This window comes from Acinetobacter sp. YH01020 (assembly GCF_013420275.1).
GTDB classification, from domain to species: domain Bacteria; phylum Pseudomonadota; class Gammaproteobacteria; order Pseudomonadales; family Moraxellaceae; genus Acinetobacter; species Acinetobacter amyesii.
In genome coordinates, this window is record NZ_VOYN01000013.1 from 1 (window position 1) to 20,752 (window position 20,752).

Consider the following 20,752-nt stretch of genomic DNA (forward strand, 5'->3'; position numbering starts at 1 on the left):
TTGTTCCATTTTAGAGATTTGTTTAAGATAAGATATAACTCATTGAGATGTGTCATAGTATTCGTCGTTAGAAAACAATTATTGTGACATTATTTCAATGAGTTATCTATTTTTGTCGTGTACAGAGTATAATTTTATAAACTTTATTGTATGGTTTCTCAGCAGATTTAACTGCCTGCCTTTATGTCTTTATTTTCCCAATATCTATTGCAACGCCAGTTTTGTATCTCGTTTGAATATCTAACGACGCAAAAAACGCATCTGGTCCCAACGACATTTGCAGGCTTTCCTGTGTGCATGACATTGGCTGACCGAGTACAAAGTGACACGGATATTGCTCCTTTAGAAGCAATGCAAGACTACCCTCAAAGCATTGAAAAAATTCTGCATTATTCGGGGAAAGGTCGAGATATCTCAGATTTTCAAACTTTTCTGAAAGATGCTCAGCAGCACGGGGTAGAGAATTTACTTTTGCTCAGTGGTGATAAACTCAAGCAGCATCAGGATGGGGCAAATGATCCGAGTTTACGGAGTCGTTATTTAGAGTCGGTCAATCAAGTCATGGCAGCCAAATACTTTGGCGGGTTTTATTTAGGGGTGGCGTTTAATCCTTTTAAATATGCAGAAGCAGAAAAGGATGCGCAGTATTTTAAACTGGATAAAAAAATTCAAGCTGGCGCTGACTATGTGATTACACAGTTGGGCTTTGACATGGATGTGTTGAGCAGTTACCAACACTATATGCAGCAATACTATCCACATGTACCTGTATTGGCGTGTGTCATGCCGCTGACCTTTATCCGTGCCCGCTTTATGGCCAAGCAAAAAGTCGCAGGCATCGTGCTTTCAGCAGATGTATTAAATTTTTTGCAACAAGAACAGCAAACTGACGCCATACAAGCTGAACAAAATGTCTATGCCCGCTGCGCTTTACAAATATTAATGTGTCAGCATTTGGGCTATGCAGGGGTTCATTTATCGGCCTGTCATAAAGCGGAAGAACAAGAGAAGTTGCAAAAAGCAATTTTGCAATTTGCCACATTAACGTTTGAACAATGTTTAGCAAAATGGAAAATGCTTTGGCGCTCTAGTGTAGATGTGAACTTCCACCCGACGGGCGCAAATAACCATAAAGCTCCAGTTGAACAAGTTTTGAAATATAAAAGTATGCATGTCATGCATGAGTTATTTTTTAGTTCAAAACTGGCCAAAGGGGCGGGATCTTATATTTTTGCGGCCAAATTATGGCAAAAACCGAAAGCTGATGCGGCCTTGCTGAAAACAGAATTTATCAGTAAACATGGCATCGTGGGCTGTGAGAATTGCGGACAATGTCGTTTAGGTGAAACCTTATATATTTGTCCTGAAACCTGTCCCAAAGGATTAGCCAATGGACCCTGTGGTGGCTCCAACCTTGACTGCTGTGAGTTTGAAGACCGTGAGTGTATACACTCGGTCAAAGCGCGTTTGGCGAAAGCCGTCGGTCAAGAAAAAATGCTGAAGCAAGAGCTCATCCCTACCGTTGCAATTGAAACTCGGCACAGTAGCTCTTGGAAAAACTGGTTCGTTCCACCGAATTCGTCACCAACAGAACATTAATTCACTTAAAGCATTATTCAGTCTGAAACTTTATAAATGTGAATCTTTCAGGCGCTAATCATTCTAAAAATCAGACGAATAGTCGTATAAAAAAATGAAAAAGATGGAAGAAACAATTAAGATCAACAGCAGATGAAAATCAAAAATTAAAAATAGAAATTTGAAGAATTTGGGGGAATACCACATGATGAAAAAAACCTGCTTAGGATTAGCTTTAGTTTTCACATTGTCAGGCACAACAGGCTGTTCAGTTGTCATGGCAAGCAAGCAGCCAAGCAAGAAAAATACCGAAATGATTCAACAAGGGCTGTCTCGTAACTTGGTGATTGCTGAATTTGGCGCACCGATCACCTCTGAATATAAAAATGGCAAACGCCATGAAATTTATACTTTTACTCAAGGTTATTCGACTGCCAGTAAAGTGGGACGTGCGTTTTGGCATGGTGCGGCAGATGTGGCGACCGTGGGCTTATGGGAACTTTTAGGAACACCTGCCGAATCCGTTTTTAACGGAAAGAAAATGTCTTATGAATTGATTTTTGATGAAAATGATCAGTTAGAACGTTATACCTATCTCATACAAGATGAGACCAAATAGTTGAATACAGAGATATTTTTATTGCATGCCGGTAAACAATTGCGCTAAGTTCAAATGGTAGAAAAATAAACGAATTATCCATTGGAATTTAGCAGGCATGATGCTACTTGAAGAAATATTTAAAAGTAAAAAGTTGGAACATACCGACCAATTTAATTTACGCATTCATCGTGGGTTAAGTTGGCTGAAAAAGTCGATTGATCTTTAAGATGACCTCGATTTGCAATTTATCAGTTTGTGGGTGTCCTTCAACGCAATATATGCGCAAGACTTACAGATTGCTCAGGACAAGCAAAGCTTAAGGCAGTTTTTATATGTGATTTGCCAAAAGGATACAGAGCATAAAATCTATAATATTTTATGGGAGCGTTTTAGTCAGCCGATACGATTGTTTTTGGATAATCCCTATGTTTATCAAGGTTTTTGGGATTATCAAAATCAAAAAATTAGCCATGACGCATGCAAAGAGGGCTTAGTGCATGAAAAACAGAAAGTACTGCACGCGCTTAAAGAAAAGGATTCCGTTGATATTTTAATGGTGCTGTTCAATCGCATGTATACGCTACGCAATCAAATGGTTCATGGCGGCGCGATCTATAAAAGTTCGGTCAATCGGAAACAGCTTCAAGACGGCTGCACAATACTGTTGGCACTCTTACCGGTGTTTATGGTGATTCTTTTGGAAAATGCAGAAACCTTGGATTTAGGCAAACCCTTTTATCCTGTGGTGCAGGTCAGTTAATTTTCAAAAAACTAAAGCCACAGTAATGTGGCTTTAGAGTAATGATCCATACATTTCATTGTGGATATTTTAGTTGCCGCGCAGTATAGAGTTGATCGATCAATACAAAAAAACCAGAAGCAATGACTAAGGCAATCCCTGTCATGCAGGTGGTGGTCCAGCCGCCATGATGCCATGCAAATACGCCCAAAGCTGAGCCACATGCACCACCGACAAAATAAAAAGTCATGTAAATTGAATTAATTCGAGATCGTGCAATCGGGTTGAGTTGGAAAATAATATTTTGATTACAGCTATGCACCATTGCCAAACCGAGGTTGATTAGACCATAGCCCAAAATATAAAAGGCGAGGGAGCTTCCACCCATATACAGCAGTCCCCAACTGAGGGCTAAGATGCTACAACCGAGCCAGGTTAATTTTCGGTTGAAACCCAAATCCGCCCAACGCCCAATCCACTGTGTCGATAGCGCACCAAACACACCAACTAACGTTACAACACCAACCCAAACATCGGCCAATTGAAAAGGTGGCTCAGTCAGTAACATGGCAATGGTGGAAAACAGCATACTCATCGCGGCAAAGACACAGCCTCCAATTAGAGAACGGAAAATTAACCGTGGCTCATGTTTGAGTAATGCGCCCATGGACTGGAAAACTTGGCTGTAGGGCATCCGTGTGATGCTGACCACGGGCAGACGTTTTTTGAGTAATAGTGCTAATACCAACATCAAGAGAGCACTGAGGATGTAAATCGATTTCCAATGAAACAGATAGGACAATAAGCCAGAGAGACTGGTCGATAACAGAATGCCGACCAATAACCCACTCATTAAAAAGCCAACAACTGCCCCAATTTTTTCAGGTCGAATCGCAACCGTGACCAAAGGGATGAGGACCTGAGCAGCCACTGAAAATAGCCCGGTGATAATGGTTCCTGCCCAAAGCATGTATAGATTGGTTGAAAAAGCACAGAGGGCTAAACCGACAGTTGCACCAAGCATGAGCAGAGGAATAAATTTGGCTTTATTCACAATATCGCCAATCGGCACAATAAACAGTAGACCCAAAGCATAAGAAATTTGCGCAAAGGTGACGGTTAGCGCCACCTCTGATTGTGGAATTTGAAAGCTTTGTTGGATAGAAGCGACTAAAGGTTGGCAATAATAATTGGCACCCGCACATAAACCACATGCAGCAGCCATAAGCCACAACAAAGTTTTATCATGGCTAATGTCGATCGAGGCTTTCATAAATTTTCCAGATTTTGGGCGGAAGCGTATGCAAAGAATTTGCTGCCACGCTGTTGTGGTCACTATAAGGAAAATCAAACAGGTCTTAAAGTGTTTCTCTGTGAATAGTATCCAAGTAGGGGTTTAGGATTTCTTACTGAGACTGATCATCAAGACACCCAGCATATTCAGACCGCAACCGACCCATTGCCATAGGTTTAAATGTTCATTCAACAACGCGACGGCCAGTAAAATCGTTAAAATGGGCCCGATAGAGGCAATCATGGCCGATTGTGCTGCCCCGAGTCGGACTATACTTTGCATCATCAAAATGGTTGGAAGTACGGTAACCAATAGTCCGAGCGCTAAACCATACAGCCAGACTTGACTCGGGAGTTGTTGAAGCAAGGCAATGGGCTGCGGTGTTGCAAATAGAAAATGAATAATCGTCCCAACGCAGGCTATGCTCAGGGCTAGACCAGTAAAGTGTAAAGAACCAAACTTTTGCATGAGGCCTGGCGTGAGTAATAAGTAAATTGCAAATAACACGGCGCTGGCAAAAACCAAACTACATCCGATCCAAAAGTACTGATCATGTGGTGTGGCATTTTGTTCTTGTAGCATCACTAAAACTGTCCCGCCATAACTTAAAATCAGGGCAAGAATGGTTTTAAAACTTAGTGGCTTTTTGAATAAAACAGCGGAAGCCAGCACGGTTAATGTGGGATATAGGAAAAGTATAATTCGTTCAAGTGAAGCACTGATATACATCAAGCCACGGAAGTCGAGCCAGCTCGAAAAGTAATAGCCGATTAATCCTGAAATGAGCAAGAGCACCCAATCTTTTCGTTGAATCATTTGATAGGAACATCGACTCAGCCATGCAATGACCAAGAAAAACGGCAATGCACTCATCATGCGTAAAGCCATGAGGACAGTGGCATCGACAAGAGGAGAAAGTGCATAGGCTTGCTTAATAAAGATCGCTTTGGTACTAAACAAGAAGGCAGCAATCAGCGCAAAAATTGCACCGATGAAGTGCGGACTAAGGTTTCTTGACATAAGTTAAGGTGTGCCTCATGACGACTGAACGAATTCGACAGCATTGATCCGATAAGTTTGAACTGTCATTTTGATTATAAAAAATGCATCGTGTGAGTAAAAATGCAAAAAAAGAATAGTACTTATTCCTTTATGCATAAGGGATTGCTAGATCAAACATGAAAAACAGTGGAAGAAATGACCAATTTGGTTTTGAATTTTTTAATCTCAACATGACTCGGCAGGTCAAATATATCAGGCTGAAACATTTAAGGTGAAAATTGCACACAAATGGTGCAATAGTGTTTTTTAGGGATAGAAACTCAGTAGCAATATCATGATGCTAAATATTCAAAAAATTATTTTTTTAACTAAAAAAGTCAATTCTAAGACTTAAGGCGAAGCATCAGGTGGGGAGGGCAAGATCTCAATAAACCCGAAACGTGGGCAAAAATCCATCGGATATTCAAGCTGACCGATTTGACGAGACTGTGGCAGAAAAAAGTCAGTTTTCAATGCAGGTCAGCATGTCAAAACTGTCAAATGAGTCAACGAGCTGATGCAGTTTGGATGAAAGAGTGGCTTTACCTGACTTAAGTCGATTTTTCACGACACGTTCAGGTCATTCTGTGTTGAATGAAAATGTCACAATGATCAACGCAGTGAAACAATCTGCACTAAAACTAGCGAAATTATTTATGTTTTTGGTCTTAAGTAATATTAAAAAGTTATAAATAGGATAAAAATGAGTAATAAATCGACAAATAAAACTGAATAAATGAAATATCGCACCATTCTTTTCATGAATCATGAGTTCAAAATATGGGTATTTATTAAATAAATATTGGGTAGTATTTTAAAAAAGTTCAATTAGAATCCAAAAATTGTACAAAAACACATCCTGAGGGGAGACATCGCGGATTGCGATGTTTACTTAAGAAAAATTAGCTTGAGGAACGCTCATGCAGATCGGAATTCCAGCCGAAACTGTTGTCGGTGAAAATCGCGTCGCTGCGACGCCTGAAACAGTAAAGAAGTTGATCAGCGCTGGTCATAGCGTCGTTATTGAACGTGGAGCAGGGGTAAACGCTGCTTACATCGATAGTGCCTATGAACAAGTTGGTGCCAAAATTACGGATGATGCCTATACCGGTAGTCAAATGATTTTGAAAGTTCGTGCGCCTAAAGGTGACGAAATTCAAAAACTCACAGCGGGTACCACCGTTGTGGGGATGTTTGACCCTTACCGCAACACCGAACTTGACCAATTTGCGTCACAAAACGTGTCTGCATTTGCATTGGAACTTTTGCCACGGACCTTATCTCGTGCGCAAAACATGGACGTACTTTCATCTCAAGCCAACCTTTCAGGTTATAAATCTGTGCTTTTGGCTGCGGCAGAATATCAACGTATGTTCCCAATGTTGATGACAGCAGCAGGTACAGTGAAACCTGCACGTGTTGTGATCATGGGCGTAGGTGTTGCAGGCTTACAAGCTATTGCAACAGCAAAACGTTTAGGTGCCGTAGTTGAAGCAACTGACTTACGTCCTACAGCACGTGACCAAGTTGAATCTTTGGGTGGTAAATGGTTAGACGTACCAATGTCACCAGAAGAGCAACAAAAAGCAGCTGATGCTGCGAAAAATGGTTATGGCTGGATGCCGGGTGAAGACTACATTCGCGACCAAGCGATTATTGTTGATAAAGCCGTATCGAATGCTGACATCGTGATTACGACTGCATTATTGCCGGGTCGTGACGCACCACGTTTAATCAAAGCAGAAACTGTTGCCAAAATGAAACCAGGCTCAATCATTTTAGATATGGCGGTTGAAACTGGCGGGAACGTTGAAGGTTCTGTCTGCGGCGAAAATGTTGTGACTGCAAATGGCGTGAAAATTCTCGGTATTCCAAATATTCCTTCAACAGTTTCGACTGAAGCGTCGGCACTATACGCACGTAACGTTTTGAATTTCATTGAAACCCTGTTTGATAGCGAAAAGAACTTCGCAATTAACCCTGAAGAAGAAATTCAAAAAGCACTACTTGTCACTCATGGCGGCCAAGTGCTGCTGAAACGTGGTTAAGGAGAATCATCATGGTTGAAACGATTACTATTTTTGTCTTGGCAATCTTTGTTGGTTACTACGTGGTTTGGGGGGTAACACCTGCACTACATACACCATTAATGGCTGTAACCAATGCTTTGTCATCGATCATTATCGTTGGTGCGATGATTCAAACCGTTGGTATCCCAGGTATTGTGGATGCAAGCGTACAGTTCCAAAGCATTAACGTGGTGAGTATTTTAGGTGCGATTGCCGTTTTCCTTGCAAGTATCAACATTTTTGGTGGCTTTGCGGTGACTGCACGTATGCTTGAAATGTTCAAACCTAAGCAAAAGAAAAAAGAGGGTTAATCCATGGAATTCATTAAAGAATATGCGGATTGGTTCTACCTGATTGGTGCCGTTCTTTTTATCTTAACGTTGCGTGGTTTGTCTGGTCCAAAAACTGCGATTCAAGGTAACCGTTATGGCATGATCGCAATGGCAATTGCTGTAATTACTACATTCTTTGTCGCAGATCATCCAGTGATTTGGATGATTGTGGGTGCAATGGTGTTGGGTGCGGTCGTTGGTATTGCACGTGCAAAAACAGTTCCGATGACGCAAATGCCTGAAACTGTGGCACTGATGCACTCATTGGTCGGTTTGGCTGCGGTACTGATTGCGATCGCTGCGATTCTACATAACAACCAATTGACTGCGGCATTCGCGGAGAATGAAGCGGTATTAACAGCAGCGGGTGTAGAACATGCCCACATGAGCAAAGTTCATTTATTTGAATTGTTTGTAGGCTGTTTCGTTGGTGCGATTACATTCACAGCATCAGTATTTGCTTACGGTAAATTGGCTGCGAAGAAATGGGCAAAAACCATTTCAGGTGGATGGGTAAAACCTGTTCAAGCTTTAATTTTCCTAGCGATGTTGGCGTGTGGTATCTACTTCTTTACCACAGGCAACATGAACGCATTCTGGGCAATGACTGTTCTTGCACTTGCATTTGGTTGGGTATGGATTGCGCCAGTAGGCGGTGGTGATATGCCTGTGGTGGTATCGTTACTAAACTCGTTCTCAGGTTGGGCAGCAGCAGGGATTGGTTTCACGCTTGAAAACAACATGCTGATTGTTGCAGGTTCACTGGTTGGTTCATCGGGTGCAATTCTGTCTTACATCATGTGTAAAGCCATGAACCGTTCAATCATCAACGTTTTGTTTGGTGGTGCAATGGGTGGTACAGCAGTAGCGGCGGCGGATAATGGTGAAAAAGCACAGCGTAATCACCGTTCAGGCTCTGCAGACGATGCTGGCTTCTTGATGTCAAATGCGGATAGCGTGGTGATCGTACCGGGTTATGGTATGGCGCAAGGTCGTGCACAAAATGCCGTGAAAGAATTGTGTGAAATCTTAAAAGAACAAGGTGTAAAAGTTCGTTTTGCGATTCACCCAGTGGCAGGTCGTATGCCGGGTCACATGAACGTACTTTTAGCTGAAGCTGATGTTGCATACGAAGACATTCTTGAAATGGACGAGATCAACTCAGACTTCCCAGCAACAGATGTAGTACTGGTGATTGGTGCGAATGACGTTGTCAACCCAGCGGCAAAAGACGATCCAAGTTCTCCAATTTACGGTATGCCAATCCTTGAAGCGCATAAAGCACGTACCATTATGGTGATCAAACGCTCTATGGCTACAGGCTACGCAGGTCTAGACAATGACTTGTTCTATAACGATAAAACGATGATGATCTTCGGTGATGCGAAGAAAGTTGTGGAAGATATGACAAAAGCCATTAATGGCGGCGGTCATTAATCCATATTGCCAAAGTCCCGCTGTGATAAAGCGGGATTGAGGAAGATTTAAACCACCTTCGGGTGGTTTTTTGTTTTCTTCGCTTTTATTTTCTTGGCTTTTGATTAATGAATGCTTCACACTAAAAGTGCACAAATATTTAGCGCATCAGGTGCTTGAATCAAATTGATGCGTATTTTGAAACAAAGGTGCAGATTGATGCGCTGTTTTGTTTCATTAGATTTGATCTCAGCGATTCAGAACATCGTTGCGAACTGATTTTGTGATGCAATGTATTGAAAAATAATTAATTGTCTGAAATTTGGTATTCTTTTTGCACAGCATGGTTATTCTTGGGGGGAATAATCATGAAAAAAACATACTTGATGGCACTGTTTCTGAGTGTCCTGACATCGACTGCATGGGCAGTTGACCAGCAAATCGCCAGTAATATTCAAGAAATTCGTATTTCACTCGACAGTATTTGGGTGGTACTGGGCGGTATCTTGGTCTTCTTTATGCAAGCCGGATTTGCCATGATCGAAAGTGGTTCAGTTCGCAGTAAAAATACCGTGAATGTACTCATGAAAAACTACATGGATGCCTGCTTGGGTGGTCTGGTGTTTTGGTTGGTGGGTTTTGGTCTGATGTTTGGGGTCAATACCACGGGCTGGTTTGGCTTCAGTCATTTTGCACCCGATCAACTGGATGATTGGCACTGGAACCTTCTATTTTTCCAAATGATGTTTGCTGCAACGGCAACCACCATTGCCAGTGGTGCAATGGCAGAGCGGATTCATTTTGTGGCTTATGTGGTGAGTGCGGCCGTTGTCTCAGGTCTGATTTATCCTGTCTTTGGTAGTTGGGCATGGGGCAGTTTATTTGGCGGAGACGGTTGGTTAAAAGCACTCGGATTTATCGACTTTGCAGGTTCGACCGTGGTGCATTCAATGGGCGGCTGGGTTGCCTTGGCTGGCATCATTGTATTGGGACCACGTTTGGGTCGATTTGGACGCAATGGGCAAAGCCATTATTTACCAGGGCATAACTTACCTTTGGTAGCATTAGGCGGTTTTATTTTATGGTTAGCATGGTTTGGTTTTAATGCAGGCTCGACCATTAATGCCAATGTCAGCGTAGGACGTATTGCTTTAAATACGCATCTTGCGGCGTGTGCTGCCGTGGTTGCATATATGTTGCTCTGTCTCATCCGATCTAAAGCCATTTTGATCCGCAGTACGATCAATGCCTCACTGGGTGGCTTGGTTGCCATTACGGCAGGCTGTGCAACGATGTCTCCACTGTATGCGGTCATCACCGGTTTATGTGCAGGTGTGATGGTGACCTTCCTACCAATGCTCATGGAAAAAATGAAACTGGATGATGTGGTTGATGCGGTGACCGTGCATGGATTCTGTGGCGCATGGGGAACATTGGCTGCTGGGATCTTCCTTGAAAATAATATGTTTAATGGCGATGTCATCGCGATACAAGGGCTTGGAGTGATTGCAGCCTTTTTATGGGGCTTTGGCGTTGCGTTCATTGTATTTAAGGTCTTGGACAAATTGTTGGGTGGCTTACGGGTGAGTAAGCAACATGAACAACGGGGGTTGGACTATACCGAACATGCTGAATTGTCTTATCCCGAGTTTCAAAAAGATGTGACTTTTGAAACGGATGATATGACCAAGCGTCATTAACAGGAGTAAAGCAATGAGCACCGAACTGTTGAATTTGGCACAACGCCGTGAAGCTTTAGAAAAAGGCTTACAACAATTTATTCATGGGACTTTACTCGACAGTGCGCTACGGCACTGGGAACAGCAGTACAGCATGAAACCGTCATTTGTCTTGAATCGCTTCTTAAATGATATCTGTACCACAGAGGAGCTTCGCTTTTATCGTAAAGATATGCTGAAGCAAGTTTTGTATGAGTTATCTACCTTAGAAAAGCAGGAACTGTTAAGGGTTGAAAAACCGCAGGAGCAGGAGCAAGAAGACGAGCTCATTGCAGAGACCATTAGCGAAGCTTTTTTAGGCTTTATCGAGTCAGTCATGCTGACGGTGAAATCTACAGATCAGGCTGATTTCACCCAAGATGTGATTGAGCAATTAGAAGAAATCGGGCTGGCAATTGCGGCAAATGCACAAATTAATTCAGCGAGTTTTGTCGAGTTTTTGCCCTTGACCAGTTATGCCAAAGTTTTAACGAGCATTTATGAAGTGTATTGTGACTTTTATGGCCCGATGCGTGCAGACCAAGTTTATGCACAAACCAAGCTGAAAATTAAAGCCAATTATCCTGAGGTGGATTTACATCAACTGCTTTAGTGTATGGGGTAAAACACCATGAAGCTGATTGTCCGTGTATAAAATCAAGGGATAAAAAAAGCGACCTAATTAGGTCGCTTTTTTCTGGAAGCTTAAGCTACAGTTTCTGGAGCTGTACGCCATAAGCTTTCTAAATCATAGAATTTACGTGCTGTAGGTAACATCACATGTACCACTACAAAACCGAGATCAATCAGGATCCATTCTGCATCACGTTCGCCTTCAACACCGATAGGGCGGAATCCAGCTTTACGTGCTTCTTCTGCCACGTTGTCTGCAAGAGACTTAATGTGACGAGTTGAAGTACCGCTCGCAATAACAATCGCATCTGCTACGTTGCTGATAGTGCTGATATCAAGTTCAATAATATCTTTGGCTTTTACATCTTCAAGTGCTTCACGTACAACAGCTAAGCACGCTTGTACGTCTTTGATTTGCGTTGATTTTGCGAGATCGAGAGAATTAGAAGCGCTGGGCGATGGTTCTAAATTCATAGAGGGTATGATTTCCTTACAATTATACATGATCTAATATAGCGGTTTTGTTGCTGAATTTCAAATCAACACGTCATTGACCATTGGCTAAATGAGGGAAGTATTTGTCTTTCCACGCAAAAGAATGTGATGAGTTGCTTCGTGGTTGGTATTCAGCCGCGATGTAACCTGTATATTGGCTTTGATCTAACCATTTAAAAATCTCTGCAAATGGAATCTGCGCTGAGTCAGGTTCATGTCGCCCCGGACAGTCGGCAAACTGTATGTGACCGATATCCTGAATATTTTCTGCCAAAGTACTGAGAATATCTTCACCCATCATCGCCATGTGGTAGCAGTCATATTGCATCTTCAAAGTAGAGTGTTGTACAGCTTCAAGCATTTCCTGAGCTTGGGCAATATTTTGGACCAAAAAGCGCGGCATATCAGTGCCATTAATCATTTCAAATACTGGTTGAATATGATGTTCAGACAACATGTGGCACGCCAGTTTGAGGTTGCTCGACAAGGTATTTAAACATGGCAGCAAGTCAGCATCTTGTGGCTGTTTGCCGGCTAAAATATTGACACTCGGTACATTTAACGCAGTGGCATAGCGAATGGATTGTTCTAAGGCCTGATGAAATTGATTTTCACGCCCCGGAACTCCCGCAAGACCATCACCGCCTTGCATCAAATCACCCGCAGGGACATTGATTAAACACAGGCTTAAATCATTGATGGTGAGTTGGGTTTGGATTTGCTCAATACTCAGCTCATACGGAAACTGAATTTCTACATGCTTAAAACCGTGTTCACGAGCCAAAGCAAAACGCTCTAACAACGGCACTTCGGTAAAAATCATGGATAAATTAACCGCGAGCTGTGTCATGTATATCGTCCTTGAAGCAATTCACTTCTAAAGTGGGAGTTGTTAGTTTTGTTCGACATGTTGAATGATGGTGGCTAAATCTTTTTCTGCAAAACCATTGTCCTGATGGGCTTTGAGTTGCGATAAAGCAAGGCTGGCAACAGGGATGCTTAATTCAAACTGGGCAGCCAGTTGGACTGCATTATTCAGGTCTTTAGATAAAGTTTGAACTTTCCATTGCACAGGCTCGAACTGATGCGTTGCCATGCGTGGGGTTAAAATCTGAAAAGGCTTTGAATCTGCAAATCCACCGGCAAGCGCTGGTGCTAATAACGTGGTGTCTACACCTGATTTCTCGGCCAATGCGACAGCTTCTGCGATTAACGTGCTATTGGCAGCGACGATCAGCTGATTACAAATTTTGGTGGCTTGACCTGTACCTGAGTCGCCCATGCGGGTAACACGTTGAGATAAAACATTGTAAATCAGACTCAAATTTTGAATCGTTTGAGCATCACCACCGGCAAAGATGACCAAGGTGCCTTGCTCAGCGCCTGCTGTGCCCCCCGAAACAGGAGAGTCAATCCAAGTGACTTGTTCTAACTTTGCAGCATGAGCCAATTGATGGGTTTGATTTACAGAAAGACTCGAAAAATCGACAATAATTTGTCCTGCCGCTAAATGATTTTCGATGCTTGCATACACCGCGGCAACAGCAGCATCGTCTGCGAGACAAGATAAAACTACAGGATAATGGGCAATCTTCTCCAATTGAAGCGCTGTCGCGCCAATCGCAATCAACTCATCACACGCAGCAGCAGTTCTGTTCCACACCGCAACTTCAAATCCTGCCTGAATGAGACGCGTGGCCATACGGCTACCCATCAGCCCCATACCTAGAAATGCAATTTTTGTATTACGATCAAACGCCATGTGCTGTACTCAATCTATCCTGTGTGACTATTTTACTTAAATTGGCGTGGTAAAAACTGAACCTCTGGGTTCTTGTCTTTTTTACGTGCCAATTGGCTGTTTTTGCCGAGCAGTAATTTTAATTGCCAGATTTTTTCTAAGCGTAAAGAGCGTTTTGGACTATGTTCCATAGCATCTAGCACTTGTTTTGCCGCTGCCAAGGCATCTGGTGAACGTTGCGATAATTCTTCGGCTAACTGCTGTGCCTGAAGCAAAGGCTGTACATTTAAATGCGTCACTAAGCCAATATCCTTGGCATATTCTGCGTCAAAAATACGTGCTGTAAGGGTTAATTCTTTGGCTAAATCCAGTCCAATCACACCTTTGAGTGAGCGGGTTAAGCCCATATCAGGGACTAAGCCCCAACGACTTTCCATAATCGACATTTGCGTTTTCGGGTGGGCAATACGGATATCGGCAGCCAAGGCAAGTTGCATGCCTGCACCAAAGCAAAAGCCTTCAAGTGCGGCAATCACCGGCACAGGAAGTTGCTGCCAAATCAGAAAGGCTTTTTGAAATAAACTTTGACCGGGTTTTAACAGTTCCCATGCAGCATAGGCACGATTTTTCGGATCATTTAGGTCAGCCAAATCAATGCCAGCACTAAATACATTGGCTTCACCGGTTAAAATGACACAGCGTAAGCTACGATCTTTTTTTAATTTTTCAGCGGTGCTAACCAATTCTTTGAGCAATGCAAAGCTCATTGCATTACGTTTTTCTGGACGGTTTAAGTAAACCGTTGCAATGCCATTATTTTTTTCTACTCGTAATAAAGCCATGGTAATTACTCTTGTTGTTTCTGCGCCCGAGCATAGCATGCACCCTGACAGGATACATGACAGTGCAGTCACAACAGAAGCTGGACGGCACTGACTTTAGTCGGACTGCGCTTAATTATTTTGTTTGGCTAAGATTTGTTGAGCTGCGTGTTCAACTTGTGCCATGACATTTTTTAACTCATCAAAACGGTTCAGGGTTTCTTGGACAAAAGCGTCATCCGCTTTACGGCGTTCCTTACGTAAGGTCGATACAAATTGCTCAAATTGACCTGAAACCTCTTGGAGGGTCGGAGCGCCCACATAGCGGGTTGCGCCATAAAGCCGATGTAGCACATGCTCTAATTGTGGAAAATCTTCATCTTCGATGAGCTGTGCCATTTCATGGATTTCTTGCTCAAAGCTATCGACGAGCATTTTCAGTAAATCGACCGCAAGGTCTTCTTTATTCGCGGCCAACAGCAAGCTTTGTTGCCAATCTAAAATACTCGGCTCTAGGGCTTCAATCACTGAACTGCGCTCTAAAACCGGCACTTTCTTAAAGTTATCGGTAGTCCATTGGGTCAAGATTTGAATAATTTGATCCATTTGAATGGGCTTGGTGACATAGTCATCCATACCACTTTGCAGGAGCTTTTGTTTTTCATCGGAGAGCGCATGTGCCGTCAAAGCGATAATTGGAAGGCGCTTATGATTTTCAAAAGTCGACTCAAGTGAACGAATGGCACGCGTAGTATCGACACCTGACATCACTGGCATTTGAATATCCATAAAGATGAGGTCAAAAGCCGTCAAACCTTGCTCTTGGCGAGCTTGAATGATTTCAATGGCTTCTTGTCCACTCAAAGCCTTGGTGGTTTTCACATTCAACTCAGAGAGCAGGGCTTCAAGCACAATCAGGTTTGGTAAATGGTCGTCGACAGCTAAAATGTGCAGACCTTGACCATTAAATTCTTCATGTTGCTCCTGATCAAACCAAGGCTCATTACTCAATAAATGAACCAATGCTGTACGGCTAAGTGGTTGATGCAATGGGCGAGCACGGTACTCGTTCAACATGCTTGGATCGAGCATCATTTGGTAGCCATAAACCGCTAAGTTACCGCTATAACGATGACGAATTTCTTTCAGTAAAGCTTCAGAGTCGCCGCTATGGTCAACAATTAACCAGATATTTTCATTGGTTTTTAGCTGATTGAGTCGACTAAATAAATCTAGGATTGACTGCGTTTCAATATGTTCAACATCATAATTTTCTAAGTAATGACGCAGGACATTGGCGGTTGCTGGATGTGCTAAGTAGGAAACGACTTGTAGATTGCTAAATTGTGGATGCACAATTTCAATTTCTTCATCGACCACAAAGCGCGCAGTAAACCAGAAGGTTGAACCTTTTTCCGTTGGGGCACGTTCTTGGTTATCTTCAAAACCAATTTGTCCATGCATCAGGCTGACCAATTGTTTGGAGATGGCAAGACCTAAACCTGTACCACCAAATTGACGGGTAACAGATGCATCACCTTGCGAGAAGGATTCAAACAGTTTCTTACGGTCGGTACCGCTTAGGCCGATACCACTGTCTTGCACACTAAAGTGCAGCAGACATTGACCGATGTCATCGTGCTCCATACGGACACGGACAATAATTTCACCATCTGGAGTGAATTTAATTGCATTTGAAATTAAGTTGGTCAAAATTTGCTTGAAGCGTAGGACATCACCAACCACAAATTTCGGCACATTGTCCGCATAGTAGAAGGTCATGTCGATGTGTTTTTGTGCTGCCAATGGCGACAACATATCCATCACATCAAAGACGGCTTCTTCTAAGTCGAATTGCGCAGTTTCGAGTTCTAGTTTGCCTGCATCGATTTTCGAGAAATCAAGCACGTCATTAATTAAAGCCAATAAATGCGCTGAAGATTTACGAATCGTTTGTAGATATAAATTTTGCTCATTACTGAGGTTGCCTTGGCGCAGTAAAAGATGAATAAAGCCATCAATACTGTTAAGTGGCGTGCGCAGTTCATGGGAAATATTGGCTAAGAACACCGACTTCGACTGATTGGCATGGATCGCTTGGTCACGAGCTTGACGATAGGTGATGTTTTGCACTTCCAAAGTATCGAGGGTGCGTCTTAAGTCATCTTCAGTTTGTTCGGTATGTTCACGTAACTCTAAGAAACTGAAATGCAAGCGTTTAACCACATTGGCAATATCACGCTGTAATAAACGGAGTTCGCCAGTACTGTTAATGATCATGTGCTGATCTAGGGTGTCGGCATTTAAACGTTGTAACTGCATACGAATTTCGTACATTGGTGCAATCCAACGACGTGAATAGAAATTCAAACACAGCAAAAGTAATAAGAGCGTCAATAAACCTGTTGCAATCAACACGATTAACACGCGATAGCGGGCAATTTGCAGCGGTTGATTATCCAGTTCAATGCTTAACCATGCCGGCGTCTGGGTTGAATCTGAAATTTTCAGGGCATAAACATGGTTACCCTGATGTGGAATTGGTCCAATAAAAGATGCTTTACTGTCAAAAGCAGGCCAAATAGCTTGATCTTGAAAGCCAATGCTCAGGCGGTTATTGCCTTTGAAATCTATAATCGCAGCACGAATCAAATGTTTTTCGTTCAACATGCTTTGCATGGCATTACGAGCTTGATCAAACTGCCACGGATAATGGTTGAGCAACTCTATAGCCGATTCTGATGTCGGTTGATAGCGCGTCAGAATCGCAACAGCCATTTGTCTTTGTTGTGCTTTGGCTGCATTGGAGGTTTCTGTTATTACCAACATCGCACCGACACAGGCCAAAATGGTGATCGGCACAAAAATAAGTGCAATCAACTGACCATAGGCATGATTTAAGTGTAGGCGTTTAAAAAGCTTTTTGTTGATATTTGACATGGTTTAAGAAGTTTATTCCTTATGCCCCGAATATTAGCATGGATTATTTAAAACTGATTGCGCTTTAATCACTTTCGCGAAAAAGCTAGGCAAATGGGTGCAGGCAAAGGCATTTTTTCATACAATAGGCGCACCTCGATATAGGTGTGAATAATGAGTAATACAACCCCTGATTTTCAAGCAGACGATTTTTTATTAGACCATTACGTCGGCAACACGCCGTTAGTGCGTTTACAGCGTCTGGCAAGTCATACTCAAGCAACAGTATTAGCCAAGTTAGAAGGCAATAACCCAGCGGGTTCGGTCAAAGATCGCCCTGCATATAACATGATTATGCAAGCGGAAAAGCGTGGTCAGATTAAACCGGGTGATACGTTGATTGAAGCGACGAGCGGAAATACAGGGATTGCTTTAGCTATGGTTGCAGCAATGCGTGGCTATAAAATGACCTTGATCATGCCTGCAAGTTCTAGCCAAGAGCGTAAAGATGCCATGCGTGCCTACGGTGCTGAACTGATCGAATCTGAAAACATGGAAGAAGCACGTGATCTTGCCCTTCAAATGGAAAAAGACGGCAAAGGTTTAGTCCTAAACCAGTTTGGTAACCCGGACAATGTGGAAGCACATTACCTCACTACGGGGCCTGAGATTTGGAAACAAACAGGCGGTAAAATTACACATTTCGTCAGCTCAATGGGAACCACTGGGACCATTATGGGGATTTCGAAATATTTAAAAGAACAAAATCCGGATATTCAAATTGTTGGTTTACAACCGTCTGAAGGTTCAAACATTGCCGGTATTCGCCGTTGGCCACAAGAATATCTTCCTACGATTTTTGACCCTTCACGTGTTGATCGCATTATGGATATTCCGCAAATTGAAGCGGAAAAAACAGCTCGTCGTTTAGCACGTACAGAAGGTATCAGTGCAGGTACCTCATCGGGTGGTGCGGTATGGGCTTCAGTTAAATTGGCTGAAGAAAATCCGGATGCCGTGATTGTTTGCATCGTATGTGACCGTGGTGACCGATACTTGTCTACTGGTCTATTCTCTGTTGTTGATCCTGAATAATTACAGTGGCCGATTGGCACTGGTGAGTACTTATGCGTTTACCTGTTTTAATTTTTGATATCGAAACACTGACAGATTTGAAGTCAGGTGCGCATTTGTATGGACTGGATCTGCCTGAGGTGGATCTAGATGCTGCGCTGACTAAACTGCGTCGCCAAGAGGCGGGCACGGATTTTCAGCGTTTGGCCTTGCATGAAATTGTCTGTATCTCTGGACTATGGATTGATGAAAAGGGCATGAAGTTGTTTTCATTTAGCCGTGAAGACAATAGCGAAGCTGAAATTTTAAAAAAATTCGTTTCTATTTTTGAAAAGCGTCATCCGACCTTGGTTAGTTGGAACGGTTCGCAGTTTGATTTGCCTGTAATTTTGTTCCGTGCCATGTATCACGGACTATCTGCACCAAGTTTGTTCGATCAGGGCGAGATTGATACGCAAAAGCGCTATAATAACTACCAGAATCGTTATCATCATCGTCATGTAGATTTGATGGATGTCATGGCCATGTTCCATGGTCGTCATTTTCAAAAACTTGACGATGCAGCACATTTACTCGGTTTCCCCGGTAAACGTGGTGATGGTGGCTACCATGTGCCTGAATATGTACGCGAACAACAGTGGACGGAACTGACCAGCTACTGTGAAGGTGATGTGCTCAATACATGGTTGATTTATTTACGCTGGCTGTTGCTGAAAGGACAGTTATTGTTGAATGATCATCAGCACTTGATTCAAAGTACGATTCAATATTTACAAACTCAGCCGCAACACGCTGACTTTTTATTGGTATGGCAGCAAACCTCGCAACGTACCGAATTCACCCAATCTGATTTCCCATCTTCCACACATTAGGTACGCATGAAACACAAAGCCAAACCCCAAAAAGCCCAACAACCCATTTATACATTTCAGGTTGAATCGCTTTCACATGAGGGGCGAGGCATAGCGCACTTTGGGACGCATCCAGATCATCCTGCAGAAAAACACGGTAAGAAAGTCTTTATCCGTTATGCCTTGCCGGGTGAAACAGTGCGTGCGCGTATTACCAATGTCGTTAAGCGTCTTGAAGAAGCAGACAGTCTGGAATTGCTGAGTGAAGAGTCTACACTACGAGTAAAACCGGCCTGCCCACATTATGGGGTCTGCGGTGGTTGTAGCATGCAACATATCCATCCCGACGAGCAAATTCGTTTAAAACAAGATGTTTTACAATCACATTTGCAACATTTTGCCGGCATTCAGCCTGATCAATGGTTAGCTCCGTTACGTTCATTGCGTGAAGATTACCGTCGCAAAGCACGTATCGGTGTGCGTTACCTACCTGCAAAAGATAAGCTCGTGGTCGGCTTTCGTGAGAGCCAGTCAAATAAACTGACTTCGATTGACCGTTGTATGGTGTTGGATCGTGAGTTTGGCTCAATCACCACACTCAAACAATTGTTACAAAGTCTGCAAGGTAAAGCAGATATTGGGCATATTGAACTGGCCATGGGAGATCAAGAAATTGCTCTCCTGATTCGTCATACGGCGGAACTTTGCGCGGAAGATGTCAACCAATTAGTAAAATTTGCGTTACATAAAGAGTGGCAACTGTACTTACAACCTGAGGGGCCAGACAGCTTACATCGTGTGGATCATTCCGATGCACCGATGCGTCTGCACTATGGTCTAAGTGACTTTGCTGTGGAATTTGGCTTTAATCCTCAGGACTTCACACAAGTGAATTCCACGATTAATCCGCAAATGGTGAAACTGGCATGTGAATTGCTTCAGTTACAACAAGGTGAGCGAGTTCTAGATCTGTTTTGTGGCTTAGGAAACTTTTCTTTACCACTTGCTCAATGTGTGGGTTCAACGGGTCAAGTCGTTGCAGTTGAAGGGAGTGAAGAAATGGTTCAGCGTGGTGCAGAAAATGCACAAAACAATGGCCTTTCGCAACTGAAATTTTATTCACAAGATTTAACAAAAGATTTTTCGCATCATTCTTGGGCAAAACAAGGATTTGATGCATTATTGATAGACCCACCACGATCTGGTGCAGAAGAAATAATGCGTTATGTGCCCAAATTTGGTGCAAAAAGAATCGTTTATGTGTCATGTAATCCTGCAACACTAGCACGCGATGCTGGAATGCTGGTACAACAAGGCTACCGTTTGAAAAAAGCGGGTGTCATGGACATGTTTACCCATACAGGGCATGTCGAATCGATTGCTTTGTTCGAAAAAGAAAATCAGATAAACGATTAAAAGTTATGAAGCGT

The 20,752-nt window shown here is 42.8% G+C and carries 17 protein-coding genes and 1 pseudogene; 11 read left to right on the plus strand and 7 right to left on the minus strand.

Annotated features, from left to right (window positions below; all coding sequences use genetic code 11):
• The first annotated feature begins 183 nt into the window (after positions 1–183).
• The 3 genes and pseudogenes from FTT85_RS07010 (at position 184) to FTT85_RS07020 (ending at position 2,939) form a co-directional block, all read left to right on the plus strand.
• Positions 184–1,599, plus strand: coding sequence for a methylenetetrahydrofolate reductase C-terminal domain-containing protein (locus FTT85_RS07010; RefSeq protein ID WP_180183188.1), 1,416 nt, complete (start codon positions 184–186; stop codon positions 1,597–1,599).
• A gap of 187 nt (positions 1,600–1,786) precedes the next feature.
• On the plus strand, positions 1,787–2,197 hold the full coding sequence (locus tag FTT85_RS07015) for a hypothetical protein (protein WP_180164933.1): 411 nt from the start codon (positions 1,787–1,789) through the stop codon (positions 2,195–2,197).
• A gap of 97 nt (positions 2,198–2,294) precedes the next feature.
• Positions 2,295–2,939: pseudogene (locus FTT85_RS07020) on the plus strand (hypothetical protein).
• A gap of 55 nt (positions 2,940–2,994) precedes the next feature.
• On the opposite strand, the gene FTT85_RS07025 reads toward FTT85_RS07020, so the two are convergent.
• Together FTT85_RS07025 and FTT85_RS07030 are read right to left on the minus strand one after the other, a co-directional pair.
• Positions 2,995–4,191, minus strand: coding sequence for an MFS transporter (locus tag FTT85_RS07025; RefSeq protein ID WP_180183189.1), 1,197 nt, complete (start codon positions 4,189–4,191; stop codon positions 2,995–2,997).
• Positions 4,192–4,314: 123 nt separating this feature from the next.
• Positions 4,315–5,232, minus strand: a complete 918-nt coding sequence (locus FTT85_RS07030; protein WP_180183190.1) for a DMT family transporter — start codon at positions 5,230–5,232, stop codon at positions 4,315–4,317.
• A gap of 941 nt (positions 5,233–6,173) precedes the next feature.
• Between FTT85_RS07030 and FTT85_RS07035 the strand changes: the two genes are divergently transcribed.
• The 5 genes from FTT85_RS07035 (at position 6,174) to FTT85_RS07055 (ending at position 11,401) form a co-directional block, all read left to right on the plus strand.
• Complete coding sequence (locus FTT85_RS07035; protein ID WP_111885447.1) at positions 6,174–7,301, plus strand: Re/Si-specific NAD(P)(+) transhydrogenase subunit alpha; 1,128 nt, start codon at positions 6,174–6,176, stop codon at positions 7,299–7,301.
• 11 nt (positions 7,302–7,312) lie between these two features.
• Positions 7,313–7,633 carry a proton-translocating transhydrogenase family protein gene (locus tag FTT85_RS07040; RefSeq protein ID WP_078191287.1) on the plus strand — a complete coding sequence of 107 codons (321 nt, stop codon included), beginning with the start codon at positions 7,313–7,315 and terminating at the stop codon, positions 7,631–7,633.
• Between the two features lie 3 nt (positions 7,634–7,636).
• Positions 7,637–9,091: an NAD(P)(+) transhydrogenase (Re/Si-specific) subunit beta gene (locus FTT85_RS07045; RefSeq protein ID WP_078191286.1), complete on the plus strand. Its 1,455-nt coding sequence runs from the start codon at positions 7,637–7,639 to the stop codon at positions 9,089–9,091.
• Between the two features lie 347 nt (positions 9,092–9,438).
• Positions 9,439–10,770: an ammonium transporter gene (locus tag FTT85_RS07050; protein ID WP_180183191.1), complete on the plus strand. Its 1,332-nt coding sequence runs from the start codon at positions 9,439–9,441 to the stop codon at positions 10,768–10,770.
• Positions 10,771–10,783: 13 nt separating this feature from the next.
• On the plus strand, positions 10,784–11,401 hold the full coding sequence (locus tag FTT85_RS07055) for a hypothetical protein (protein WP_111885449.1): 618 nt from the start codon (positions 10,784–10,786) through the stop codon (positions 11,399–11,401).
• A gap of 92 nt (positions 11,402–11,493) precedes the next feature.
• On the opposite strand, the gene rsfS is transcribed toward FTT85_RS07055, so the two are convergent.
• The 5 genes from rsfS to FTT85_RS07080 form a co-directional block, all read right to left on the minus strand.
• Positions 11,494–11,895: a ribosome silencing factor gene (gene rsfS, locus FTT85_RS07060; RefSeq protein WP_078191283.1), complete on the minus strand. Its 402-nt coding sequence runs from the start codon at positions 11,893–11,895 to the stop codon at positions 11,494–11,496.
• A 73-nt stretch (positions 11,896–11,968) separates the two neighbouring features.
• Positions 11,969–12,766 (minus strand): hydroxypyruvate isomerase family protein, encoded by a 798-nt coding sequence (locus tag FTT85_RS07065; protein WP_180183192.1) that lies wholly within the window; start codon positions 12,764–12,766, stop codon positions 11,969–11,971.
• Between the two features lie 42 nt (positions 12,767–12,808).
• Entirely contained in the window at positions 12,809–13,678 is an 870-nt protein-coding gene (locus FTT85_RS07070; protein WP_180183193.1) for an NAD(P)-dependent oxidoreductase, read from the minus strand.
• Positions 13,679–13,710: 32 nt separating this feature from the next.
• Positions 13,711–14,499 (minus strand): crotonase/enoyl-CoA hydratase family protein, encoded by a 789-nt coding sequence (locus FTT85_RS07075; RefSeq protein ID WP_180183194.1) that lies wholly within the window; start codon positions 14,497–14,499, stop codon positions 13,711–13,713.
• A 111-nt stretch (positions 14,500–14,610) separates the two neighbouring features.
• On the minus strand, positions 14,611–17,418 hold the full coding sequence (locus FTT85_RS07080) for an ATP-binding protein (RefSeq protein ID WP_180183195.1): 2,808 nt from the start codon (positions 17,416–17,418) through the stop codon (positions 14,611–14,613).
• 153 nt (positions 17,419–17,571) lie between these two features.
• On the opposite strand from FTT85_RS07080, the gene cysM reads away from it, so the two are divergent.
• From cysM to rlmD, 3 genes are read left to right on the plus strand one after another with little or no spacing between them, the layout of a single operon-like run.
• Complete coding sequence (gene cysM / locus FTT85_RS07085) at positions 17,572–18,492, plus strand: cysteine synthase CysM (RefSeq protein WP_078191278.1); 921 nt, start codon at positions 17,572–17,574, stop codon at positions 18,490–18,492.
• A gap of 32 nt (positions 18,493–18,524) precedes the next feature.
• The gene (locus FTT85_RS07090) at positions 18,525–19,343 is read left to right on the plus strand and encodes a 3'-5' exonuclease (protein ID WP_078194185.1); all 819 of its coding nucleotides are present in this window, start codon (positions 18,525–18,527) and stop codon (positions 19,341–19,343) included.
• A gap of 6 nt (positions 19,344–19,349) precedes the next feature.
• Positions 19,350–20,738: a 23S rRNA (uracil(1939)-C(5))-methyltransferase RlmD gene (gene rlmD / locus FTT85_RS07095; RefSeq protein ID WP_180183196.1), complete on the plus strand. Its 1,389-nt coding sequence runs from the start codon at positions 19,350–19,352 to the stop codon at positions 20,736–20,738.
• Positions 20,739–20,752 lie beyond the last annotated feature (14 nt).